Raw genomic sequence first — 12991 nt, 5'->3', positions numbered from 1 at the left:
CGCTACTCGGCTGCGATGGGGAAGGCCTTCATGAATGTGGCTGGCCGGGGCGAGACGGGCAGCCGGACGGCATCGACTCAATGACCAGGCGGATACTTACATGAACACACGCGGGCGCAGTGGCAGGGAAAATCAAACGATACGCAAACAGGATCGGGTATTCAGGCTGGCGCCGCTGGCGCGGGCCATCGCGCTGACGCTGGCCGCCGGCGCGGTGACGGTGCCGGCTCATGCGCAGCGCGCGTTCAGTCCGGCATGGTTTGCCGACAAGGGCGCGGTCCGGGACACGGCGTCGCAAACGGGCCGGCTGCCCAACGGCTTGCCCGCATCCAACCTGACGAGCCCGCTTGGACAGCAGCAGAAGGCCAACGAGCAACTGCAGCGCTCCATCAGCAACCTGAACCTGGCCGCGCGCGGCATCGCGGCGCAGCAGTCGGCCCAGGCTGCCGCCCGCCTGGCGGCAGCGAACGGGGCATCCGTTCCCGACGGCATGACCGTGGGTGGCTTGAAAATCGACACCAATTCGCTGAGCGCAGGCTGGCACAACGCCAATGCCCCGACGCTTACCCAGGTCGACGGCCGCAGCAACGTCGCCATCGAACAGACGGCCGACAAGGCTATTCTGAACTGGGAGACGTTCAATGTCGGTCGCAACACGACGGTCGAATTCAGGCAGCAAAAGGAGTGGGCCGTTCTCAACCGCGTCAATGACCCGAACGCACGGCCCTCGCAAATCCAGGGCCAGATCAAGGCCGATGGCACGGTACTCATTGTCAACCGCAACGGCATCGTCTTTAATGGCAGCAGCCAGGTCAATACGCGCAACCTCGTCGCGGCCGCCGCCCAGATCGACGACGGCCAGTTCAAGACCAGCGGCATCTACACGGCCAATGCCAGCCAACCCAGCTTTACCAATGCCCAGGGCAAGGTAGAGATACAGGCCGGTGCGCGGATCGCCACGTTGGCCCCGAAAACATCCACCGAAGGGGGCGGCTATGTCTTGCTGCTCGGCAAGGAGGTGCACAACGGGGGAGACATCGTCACGCAAAAAGGCCAGACCGCGCTTGTGGCCGGTGACAACTTCATCATCAAGAAGGGTGTCGGCACCGATGGCAACCAGGCGTCGACCACGCGCGGCAACGAGATCACGCCGCAGTTCAACACCGACAGCCTGTCGGGCAAGGTCAGCAACACCGGCCTGATCCAGGCTCGCGAGGGCGACGTGACCATGGTTGGGCGTGACGTTCAGCAAAACGGTGTCGTACTCGCCACCACCAGCGTCAACACCCGCGGCACCGTGCACCTGAACGCCATCGGCGCGGATGGCAAGGTCGCCCTCGGCCAGGGTGCCGCCACTGCCGTGGTGATCGAGGACGACGGCAAGAGGGCCCTGGACAGCCAGCGCGACAGCCTGCGAGGACCTGCAATCAGCACTCCCGAGAACATCGTGGCCATCACTGATCGCCGCGACCAGTCCCGCATCGAGATCAGCAGCAGCGGCGCGGCCGACTTCCAGAGCGACTCCCTGACCTTGGCTACTGGCGGTCAGATCGTCATCAATGCAGCCCAGCGCAGCCTGGTGCGTGAGCGCGCACGGATCGACGTTTCCGGCGCCGTGGGCGTGAACCTGGCCATGGAATCGAACAACGTCAAGGTCAACGTCCAGGGTAATGAACAGCGCGATGCGCCGGTCAACCGGGATGGCAAGACCCTCAACAGCAACGACATGTGGATCGACCGCCGCAGCCTGGTGTTCGTACCCAAGGGCACGAACGGCTACGCCACCGAGCGCTGGTACACGGCGGGCGGCCTGTTGGAGGTGGGCGGCTATCTTGGCACCGCGGGCCACACCGTGGGCGAATGGATGGCGCAGGGCGGCACGGTGAGCTTTGGCGGCAACGATGTGGTCACGCAGGCCGGCTCCAGCATCAATCTCTCGGGCGGCACGGTCAATGTGCAGAGCGGTTTCATCAATCAGACCTGGCTCAACGGGACCGATGGGCGGCTGTACGAAGTGAACAAGGCCCCGGGCGACCAACGCTACACGGGCGTCTACAAGGGCTACGAAGACAAGCACGAACGCTGGGGCGAGAAAGCGACCGGCTATTACTACAACCCGCTGATCGGACAGCAGCGCAGGCTGGAAAGCGGCTACACGGTGGGCCGCGATGCGGGCGTGCTGGTGGTCGGGACGAAGAACGCGGTGCTCGAGGGCGACATCGCGGGGGACACCTTCCGGGGAAGCGGCCAGACGCAGGCGGCGCAGGCCGGACTCGACGGGTATGACCAGTCGCAGATGGCGGTGGCGCGCGGCGGGCAGTTGGTGGTCGGCACCTACGGCACCCTCCACGACAAGAACACCGGCCTGATGCACCGGCGGCTCGACACCGCGGGCGTGAAGAACGTGGTGCTGAGCGACACGGCCGAACGCATCGCAACCGGGCTCGACCTCACGGCGGCGTTACCAGCCGCGCGTCAGGACACGTTGACCCTCGACACCACGTTGCTCAACGGCTTCTCGCTGGGGGCAGTGCGCATTGCGGCCGAGAACTCGATCACGGTGGACTCGGCGCTGACGCTGGGCAATGGCGGCGACATCGCGCTCTACGGCCCGAAAGTCGGTGTGAACGCGGACCTCACGACGCACGGCGGCAGCATCCGCCTGGGCGACACGCTCGCGCAAGCCAGCACCAACCGCCTCGATGACACCACGCAGACCACCACGCCGGAAGGCGTGCGCGCGGGCGTGACGGTGGCCCGGGGCGTGGCACTGGACACGCGCGGCCTGTGGAGCAACCTGTGGCTCGATCCTGCCGATACCGGCAACATGGCGTGGCGCAACGGCGGCAGCGTGTCGATCCGCAGCAGCGCAGACGTGCTGCTGGCCCAGGGCAGCGTCATCGACGTGTCCTCAGGTGCGGCCTTGCTGGCCAACGGCACTTCGCAGCGAGGCGGCAAGGGCGGCGACGTCCGGCTGCAGGCGAATGCGCAGACCGGCGGTGGTGAGGGAGTGCTGGCGACCGATGGCGCGCTGCGCGGCTGGGGCACCTCGGGTGGCGGCACGCTGAGCTTGCAGACCGGGCGCATGCTCGTCACGGACGGTCGAGGGGGGGCAGACACTTCGGCCGAGCCAGGCACATTACTCCTCTCAGGCAACTTCTTCGACAAGGGCTTCAGCCGCTATGCACTCATCGGCGACCGCGGCGTCACGGTGACCGACGGCACGCAGGTCGAGGTGACGATGCCGGTGCTGCGCGTAACGCCCGAAGCCAGGAATGTCGCGAGCACCGCCGTTTTGGACAAAGCACTGCAAGCCTGGACGCCGCTGCTCTACACCGAGGATGCCGTCAAGGGCGTGCTCACGCAGCGTGCCGGTGCGAGCCTGAGCCTGCAGGCGGGCACGGTGCAGACCCTGGCAGCCGACCTGCCGACGGTGGCTGCGGTCATCGGTCGGGATGCGCAGATCACGGTCGATCCCGGCCAGGCCATCGACGTGCGCAGCGTTGGCCAACTCACGCTGCAAGGCCGGCTGCTGGCGCACGGCGGCAGCATTTCGCTGAAGAACCTCGACCTCACGCGCATGGAGCAGGAGCATGCCGTGGATGGGGCGCACAGTCGCTCGATCTGGCTCGGCGAGCAGGCGGTGATCGACGTGTCCGCCACGCCCGCGACCGCGCTCGATGCGCACGGCCGGCGTTACGGCATCGTGCGCGACGGTGGCAGCATCGTGATCGGCGGCGAGATCAAGGAAAGCGACGGTTCGGCCACGGCCGCCAACGGCTTCATCGTCGTGCGCGAGGGTGCCGTGCTCGATGCCTCGGGTACCGCCGCCGTGCTCGACATGGGCGCTGCCGGCCCGGTCGCGGTGGCGAGCCGCGGCGGGCATATCGCGCTGGCCTCGAACAACGGCTTCTACCTGGACGGCGAACTGCTGGCCCGCTCGGGCGGCGCGGGCGCCGCCGGCGGCACGCTGCAAGTCGCGCTGGAATCGCCCGAAGTGCGCACGAGTTCCGGCCCGGCGCAGTACACGCTGGCCGAGAACGCGGTGCGCAACTACCGCGACCTGGTGATCGGCGGGCTGCAGGGGCCGTCGGACCTGCCGGCCGGACTGGCCCCCGGCGCGGCCGATGCGGCGCTGGTCTATGGCCACGGCCGGCTGGGCGTCGACACGGTCACACGGGGCGGCTTCGACAACCTCGCGCTGCTCAGCGCGGGCGGCATCAGCCTGGAAGACAACGCCAGCCTGCGGCTCGGCCAGAGCCTGTCGACCTACGGCGCGCTGATGCTGGCCGACAACGCGCGCAACGACGCGCACATTACGCTGGATGCACCCTACGTGCGGCTGGCCGGCATCACGCAGAGCTTGGGGGTGGACGTGACCCGAGGTCGCTTCGGCGTCATCGGCACCGGCGACTGGCTACCCTCCGAGGCACATCTGGAGGTGCATGCCGGCCTCATCGACGTGCGCTCGTCGGTTCGAATGTCTGGTGTCAACGGCGATATACCGATATCGTCCGACAGCGACACGCCGGAGAACCCGGGCAGCATCAGGGTGGAGCGGCGCGGCTTCGGCCAGACCACGCTGCAAAGCGATAGCGACTTGCGCTTTCTGTCCGACGTACCGGCCTTGACCAACGGCGTGCCGACGACCAGCCTGGCCACCCCTGGCGACCTCACACTGCGGGCTGCGCAAATCTACCCGGCCATCGGCGTCTCGGCCTCGATCCAGGCGGGTGTGTTGCCCGACGGCACTTATGCACCGGATCGCGTGCTGCGCATCGAAGGCAAGGGGCAAGCCGCGCCGGCGGTGCCTTATGCGGCCTTCGGCGGCCTGACGCTCGGCGCCGCGACCATCGAGCAGGGCGGCGTGCTGCGCGTGCCGCTGGGCAGCCTGCGCATCGGCGACGCAAACACCACGCGGGTCGACTTCCTGCCTGGGAGCCTGACCTCGGTCAGTGGCAACGGCCTGCTGATGCCTTATGGCGGCACGGTTGACGGCATCAACTACCTCTACGACGGCACGAAGGTGGAGTTGATCGGCGTGGGCGGCGCAGATTCGCGCGGACAGGCGCTGACGGTCGGCCTCACGCTGGGCGGAGCGAGCGTCAATGTGCAGCCCGGCGCGGTACTGAACCTCTCGGGCGGCGGCGAACTCAAGGGCTTTGGCTTTATCGGTGGCCGCGGCGGCTCGACCGATGCGCGCTACCACCCGCTGGTGCGCACTGCGGTCGATGGCAGCTTCAGCCTGCCCGGTCTCGCGGGCAACCCGGTGTATGCCGTCGTGCCCGGCGTGCAAGCCCCGGTCGCCCCGGCGGGCGGCGAACGTGGCGCGGTCGACCCGCTGATCGGCCAGCAGATCACGCTGGGTGCCGGCGTGCCGGGCTTGCCCGCGGGCATTTATACGCTGATGCCTTCCACTTATGCCCTGATGCCTGGTGCCTTCCGCGTCGAGCTCAACGACAGCGCCGGGCAGGGCGCGGCGCAGCCCGGCAGCGCGATGCGCAACGGCTCGTGGTCGGCCGCCGCGCGGCTCGGCATCGCCAATACCGCCATCGGCGATACGCTGTTCCGCCAGGCGATCCTAACACCGGCCGAAGTGCTGCGCACCTACTCCCAGTACAACGAGACCTCGTTCAACCAGTTCATCGTCAGCGACGCCGCGCGCATCGGCGTGCCGCGCGCGATGGCACCCGCGGACGCGCGCACGCTGCTGCTGGCCCTCATGCCGAACACTGGCGCCGACGCCGGCGCCGACGCTTTCCATTTCGAGGGTATCGGCCGCTTCGACGCGGCCAAGGGCGGCTACGGCGGCGCGGTGGCTGTTTTTGCGGGATATGGGGGGCCTGAAAGCCAGATCGAGGTCGTGCGCGGCGGTGCGAAGGCTACCGCCGGCTTCGAGGGCGTGACGCTGAACGCTGATGCGCTCAATGCAATGGGCGCCTCGCGGCTCATGCTCGGCGGTCTGCAGTATGTGGAATACGGCTCGGGCGGCAACATTGTGAGGTTCAACCCAGGGACGAACGGACTCACCTTGCGCCAGGGCGCGGTGCTGTCGGCTCCCGAGGTGTTTCTGCTGGCCGATGCCACCAACACCGATAACGCGAGCCACCTCGTGATCGAGCAGGGCGCGGGTGTCAACACACTGGGCAAGGGCCGCGCGGCCTATGACTCGGCCGATGGATTTTTCTACGCGGGTACGGCCGGCAATCTGGTGGCCGTGTCCAACGGCGTGCTCAGCATGCTGCCGGGTCTGCCGAGCGTGGACTTGCTGGGGAACCGCAGCCTGCAGATCGGCACATGCACCGTCTCGCCCTGCGCGGGCCAGACCGAGCTGTATTCCCAGGGCACCATCGCGCTGTCCACGCCAGACCGTTTCGTACTCGACGACACGGTGCGCTACGGCACGCGCAACCTCACGCTGGCGGTGCAGGGCATCAACGTCGGCGACAGCGTGGCGCTGGCCGACGCGGCCGCGCGCAACACGCTACCGTCCGGCCTGGTGTTGAACCAGAGCTTGCTCGACCGCCTGCTGCGCGGCGACACGCGGTACGGCGCCCCGGCGCTCGAGACGTTGCAGCTCAACGCCAGCGGCGGCCTGCGATTCTTCGGCAGCGCCTCGCTCGACACCATCGACCCGGCCACCGGCAAATCCACGCTCGCGCGCCTGGTGCTGGGCACGCCCGCCATCTACGGCGCGGGTGCGGCCGGCGATGTGGCGACCATCCGCACCGGCCACCTGATCTGGACCGGATCGACCGTGGCGCCCGGCGCCGTAGTCACGGGCGGCGCCGGCACCGGCAGCGGCACGCTGGCCATCGAGGCAGGGACCATCGAATTTGGCTATGGCCCAGGCACGCAAGCTGCGGGCACCAGCGATGACGCGCGTCTGGCGCTGGGCTTCGCTGACGTGCGGCTCAAGGCCGGCGAGCGGATCACCGCCAACAACAAGGGCAGCCTCTCGGTCTACCAGTCGCAAGGCGCGTATGAAGCCGGCAAGGGTTATGCCTACAGCGGCGGCAACCTCGGCATCGACGCGCCGCTGGTGACAGGCGCGGCGGGCTCGGTCAACCGCATCACCGCGGGCGGCGACCTGCGCGTGAGCGCTTCCGTGCCTTTGACTACACCGGTCGCCGATGCCGCACTCGGCGCGGAACTGCGCCTTGCGGGCCGCGACGTGATCATCGACACCATGCTGGCACTGCCCACTGGCAAGCTCGTGATCACCGCCGACAAGGACCTCACGCTGACCGGGCGCGCGCAGCTCGACCTGGCCGGCCGCAAGATCGATTTCAACGACGTGTCCAAGTACAGCTGGGGCGGCGACGTCACGCTCGAAAGCCTGGCCGGCAATGTGCGCCAGGCCGCGGGCTCGGTGATCGATGTGTCGGCGCGGAACAACCGCGCCGGCACGCTCAAGGCGCTGGCGCTGGGTGACCAGGCCGGCGTGGTCGACCTGCAGGGCGCGATCCGCGGCGGCAGCACGGGGCGCTACGACGCGGGTGGCACGCTCGTGCCCTATCAGGCTGGCGGCGTGGAAGTGCGCGCACAGCATCTCGGTGATGGCGCAGCGCTCGACAGCCAGTTCGCATCTCTCAACCAGCGGCTCAACGAAGGCGGCGTGTCCGGCACGCGCACCTTCCAGCTCAAGCAGGGCGACCTCGCCATCGGCGACGGCTTGAAGGCCGGCGAGGTCAACGTGTCGGTCGACAACGGCAGCCTGACGGTCAACGGCACCATCGACGCCAGCGGCGAGCGCGCGGGCCGCATCTACCTCGCGGCGAAGAACGCCCTGACGGTGGCGGGCTCGGCCGTGCTCGATGCGCACGGCACGCTGCTGCGCGTGGATAGCTACGGCAAGATCATCGATTCGCCCAACCGCGCGATCGTCGACCTGAGTACGCAGGGCGGCGTGCTGACGCTGGCCGACGGCGCACGCGTCGACCTGCGCCACGGCACAGCCGCGACCCTGGGCACGCAGCCGGGGCAGAACGACGGCCGCGCACGCGGCACGCTCGAACTCTCGGCGCCGCGCATCGGCGCCAACGGCTTGCCGGGCATCAACGGGGCGGCCGATGCGGCGGTCCACGGCGACATCGCCATCGACGCGCGCGGTGCGCTCGACATCCGCGGCGCTCGCTCCATCGCGGTCAACGCCATGCAACGCTACGACGACGCCCCGCTGGTCAGCACGCCGGCTGCCAGCGGACGACCCTACCAGGAGATCACCCAGACCTGGCTGAAGGACAAGCACGACGACAACAACGATTTCATCGATGCCGCACTGGCGCGCGCCAGCCTCATGACCGGCAAGCTTGCCGGCCTGCGCAACCCGGCCTATGCCGACGCCTTCCATCTGCGTCCCGGCATCGAGATCACAAGCAATGCGCTGATCAACCCGGGTGGCGACATCGTCGTGTCGGGCGACCTGGATTTGTCGGGCTACCGCTACGCCAGCGTCAACCCGCACACGCCTAAGACCGGCGTCTATGGCTCGGGTGAAGTCGGCTCCTTGCGCATTCGCGCGGCAGGCAACCTCGATATCTATGGCAGCATCAACGACGGCTTCGCGCCACCGCCCGCCACGCAGGACGACAAAGGCTGGCTGTTGCTTTCAGGAAGTAATTTTTTCGGCGCCGACACGGTGATCCCGCGTGCCGGCGTCGTGCTGGCCGATGGCACGGCGTTCGAAGGCGGCAACGCGCTCAATTTTGACCTGCCGATCCAGTCGAGTGACTTTGCCGCCGGCACGCTGATCCCCGTGTCCAGCGAATTGACGGCTGAGATGCTGCTGCCCGCCGGGACCGTGCTCGCTGCCAACGTGCGCGATGCCTCGGGCCAGATTATTCACGCGGCCGGCAGCATCGCCGGTGAAACCGTGACGCTGCCACAAGGCACGCGCCTGGACGCGGGCACGCGCTTGCCGGGTACCACCATGTTGGACGCGCTGGTCTGGCCCAAGGGCGTCGCGCTGCCGGCCGTGGGCGTGAAGTACCTGATGCATGGCGACACGACCTTGCCCGTGGGGGCGCTGCTGCCTTCTTCGACCGACATCAGGTTGCCGGGCGACGCCAAGTCGGTCGAGCTTCGTCCTGGCGGCGCGGGCCGGCTGTGGGGCGTGGCCGCGATGCTGCCGGAAGGCTCGCAGTCGTGGTCGCTGCAGCTGGCGGGTGGCGCCGACCTCGGTGCGGCCGACCCGCGCACGCTGCAGCAGAACCCCGCAGCGGGCAGCCTGCGCATGGCCGACACCCACTACGGTCTGTTCGCCAAGGCGCTGCCGTTCAAAGGCGCGTTCGCATGGACATCGCTCGCGGCTGCCGATCTGGGTTTGAAGGCAGGCGTAGAGATCACCGATGAAGTCGCCCGCCAACTCATGGGCGGCAGATACCAGACCGCTGCGGCTCTGTGCGGGGCGAACGGATCCTATTGCACGCCCGTCTACGCGTTCAATTGGTCGGCGTCCGCAGCCCGGAGATTCAAGGAGCCTGCGCTTGCGGATACGCCGATACTCGATGCCGATGTCGCGCGGTTGACCGGAGGCTCGTTCAAGACGGCTGAGGCGCTATGTAAGGGAAGTTCCAGTTATTGCGTCTCGCTGCCCGTGAACATCTACTACGAATACCTGCCCGGCAGCACCCGCTTCAGCGTGCTGCGCACCGGCGCCGCCGACCTTGACCTGCGCGCGGCCGGCAACCTGGGCATGCACTCGCTCTACGGCGTCTATACGGCCGGCGCCTCGTCGCAGGCCACGCAGGCCGGCGACCCGTATAACCTGCCGCGCGTGGTGGGCAGCAGCGGCACGGTGCTGAGCGACAAGAACAAGGGCTACGAGAAGTTTGTCGATGGCGGGGCCGAGAGCCTGGCGCGCGCCTGGTACCCGGCCGGCGGCGGCAACCTCACGCTGCAGGCCGGCGGCAACCTGACCGGCGAGGCGGCGCAGGCCATCGCCTCGACCGGCGTCGGCCGTCCCAATCCGGCCGACAAGGGCGTGACGACCAACGACACCGCCAACTGGCTGTGGCGCCAGGGCAGCGGCAGCACGCTCGGGGGAGGCAACGATCAGGCTGCGGCCTGGTGGATCAACTTTGGCAGCTACGCCACGCGCGGCACGACCGACACGCTGCTGGGTTTCACCGGTTACGGCACGCTGGGCGGCGGCGACCTGCACGTGGACGTGGGCGGCGACGCGGGCCTTGTGTCCCAGCGGGGTGCGGCCGTTCGCACCGGCACGGACAACCTGCGCAGCGACGGCCTGGTGCTGGCCGTGGGCGGCACCGGCCGCGTACTGGCCGATGGCAGCCTGGCGCTCACCGGCGGGGGCGATCTGAGCCTGCGCGTCGGCGGCGCACTCAATCCCTTGGCGCTCGATCCCTTGAACGACATCCAGACCAACGCCGTGCTGAATGGCGCCGTCGTCAACCTGCGCGGCGACGTGCAGATGCAAGCCGGCGCGATGGGCACCCAGTCGCTGCGCTACGCGCAGTACACCGGCCAGCTGTCCGAACGCGACCCCCAGGCCATTGATCCGTTCTCGGCCGGGCGCGCGGTGGCGCAGGGCGGCATGCTGCTGGTGCCGGGCGATGCGAGCTACCAGCTGAACACGCGCGGCGACCTGGTCGTGACGGATGCCAACGACGCGGGCCGTGCCGTGCTGCCGAAGGCCACGCCCTTCAACGTCGGCGCGGCCAAGGGCAGCGGCGACAGCTGGTTCACGCTGTGGACGCCGAACACCGCCATCCGCCTGTTCTCGGCCGGAGGCGACCTGACGCCGCAGATGGCCAACCTTGGCGCACTCCCGACCGACATGGCGAACGTCTACCCGTCGATCCTGAGCGCGGTTGCGGCCAGCGGCAGCCTCTACTATGGCAGCATGGCCACGGACAGGACGACAGAGGCGACTGGCGCGCTGGTGCTGGCGCCATCGGCCAACAGCCTGCTGGAGTTTCTTGCCAGCGATTCGATCCATGGCGGCGGCTACACCGTGAGCCCCTCGGGCGCAGCCGAGAGTGCCATGGCCACGCCCTTCCATCCGGCTTTCCGGGGCACGCTGGCGAACGGCACAGTTGTGAGCAATCTCGCCGAGGCCGGCAACCTCATCGAGAATGGCAGGCCATTGTTCGCACTGGGCGCCAACACTGTTTCGGCAGGCGGTAAACATGGCAGCGAACCGGCGCGCTTCTATGCCCTGCACGGCGACCTCGTGGGTGTGGCCACGGGCCGCATCAACGTCTTTACGTCCAACGACCCGACACGCGCTGGCCAGACTTATTACGAGGCCGGGCAGCCGGTGTGGATGATGGCCGGGCGCGACATCGTCGGCAGCGGCACGCCTATCGGTCAGGCCCTGCCCACTGACGCAGGCTTGGGTGCGCGCTATGAAAGCTCAGGCAACCTGTTCGCGCACGGCGCCTCGACCGACGTGTCGGTAGTCTCGGCCGGTCGCGACATCGTCTACAGCAGTTTTAACGTGGCGGGCCCCGGCACGCTGGAGATCACCGCAGGGCGCCACATCCAGATGGAAGACCGCGCGGGCGTGACCAGCCTGGGGCCTGTGGTGCCGGGCGACAGCCGGCCCGGCGCGAGCATCTCGATGCTGGCCGGCGTAGGTGTGAACGGCCCCGACTACAAGGGCTTCCTGGCGCGTTACCTCGGCGAAGGCAAGCGCGCCCAGGCTGGCATGCCGCTGGCCGAGCAGCCGGGCAAGGTCGTCAAGACCTACGAGGCCGAGCTGGCTACCTGGCTGGCCGAACCGGCCCACGGCCTGGGCTTCACCGGCACGGCCGGCGAGGCGCAGGCTTTCTTCGACGCGCTGCCGGCAACGCAGCAACGCATCTTTGCGCGCCAGGTGTATTTCGCCGAACTCAAGGCAGGCGGGCGCGAGTACAACGACGCGGACGGCGCGCGCTTCGGCAGTTACCTGCGCGGGCGCAATGCCATCGCGGCGCTGTTTCCAAAGGGGAGGGCGGACGGAACGCCGATCAACTACAGCGGCGACATCACGATGTTCCGCGGGAAGGCCGGCGCCACGCCGCGAAGCGGCTTCGTACGCACCTTGTTCGGTGGCAATATCGAGCTCATGACGCCGGGCGGCCGCCAGGTCTACGGCATCGAGGGCGAGGCGCCGCCGTCCGAGTCGGGCGTACTGACCCAGGGCGCGGGCGACATCGCGATCTACTCGCTCGGCAGCATCCTGCTGGGCCAGAGCCGCATCATGACCACGTTCGGCGGCGGCATCATGAGCTGGTCGGCCGAGGGCGACATCAATGCCGGCCGGGGTTCGAAGACCACCGTGGTCTACACGCCGCCCAAGCGCGTGTATGACCAGTGGGGCAACGTCACGCTGTCATCGGACGTGCCGAGCACCGGTGCGGGGATTGCCACGCTGGCGCCGATTCCCGAAGTGCCGGCCGGCGACATCGATCTGATCGCGCCCCTGGGCACCATCGACGCGGGCGAAGCGGGTATCCGCGTGTCGGGCAATGTGAACCTGGCGGCCCTGCAAGTGGTCAATGCGGCCAATATCGCCGTCAAGGGCGAGTCGACGGGCATGCCGGCCCTTGCGGCGGTAAACGTCGGCGCATTGAGCAATGCCAGTGCGGCAGCGTCGCAAGCGACGGCCGCCGCGCAGGACGTGCTGCAGCGCGAACGCGCGACGACGCGCCAGAACCTGCCGTCGATTTTCACGGTGCGCCTGCTCGGCTTTGGCAACGAGCCGATGGAGGGGGAGGCGGAAGCACCGCCGCCGCCACCGCGAGCCGGCTTGCAGTCCGCCCGCGGCGTTCCCTACGACCCTGCCAGTCCGGTGCAGTTCCTCGGCGTGGGGCGGGATTTTGACGCCAAGCAGCTTGCGCGCCTGAGCCCGGAGCAACTGCGTCAGTTGCAGCAGGAGCGCCAGTCCAGCGGCATGTAGCGCGTGCCCGCCTGTTTCCTGCCCTATGCAGGGAACAGGCGGGGCCGCTCCCCCATTCTTGCAGCCGAACACCGAGGTAGATGT

At 68.4% G+C, this 12991-nt stretch carries 1 protein-coding gene; it reads left to right on the top strand.

All coding sequences use genetic code 11. The features are described from left to right. The first annotated feature begins 100 nt into the window (after positions 1-100). Positions 101-12907 carry a filamentous haemagglutinin family protein gene (locus tag O3301_RS04605; RefSeq protein WP_305055688.1) on the top strand — a complete coding sequence of 4269 codons (12807 nt, stop codon included), beginning with the start codon at positions 101-103 and terminating at the stop codon, positions 12905-12907. Positions 12908-12991 lie beyond the last annotated feature (84 nt).

The organism is Janthinobacterium sp. SUN211 (assembly GCF_030587315.1).
GTDB classification, from domain to species: Bacteria; Pseudomonadota; Gammaproteobacteria; order Burkholderiales; family Burkholderiaceae_D; genus Janthinobacterium; species Janthinobacterium kumbetense.
Note: the sequence above shows the minus strand (reverse complement) of the source record. Positions and strands in the feature narration are given on the sequence as shown.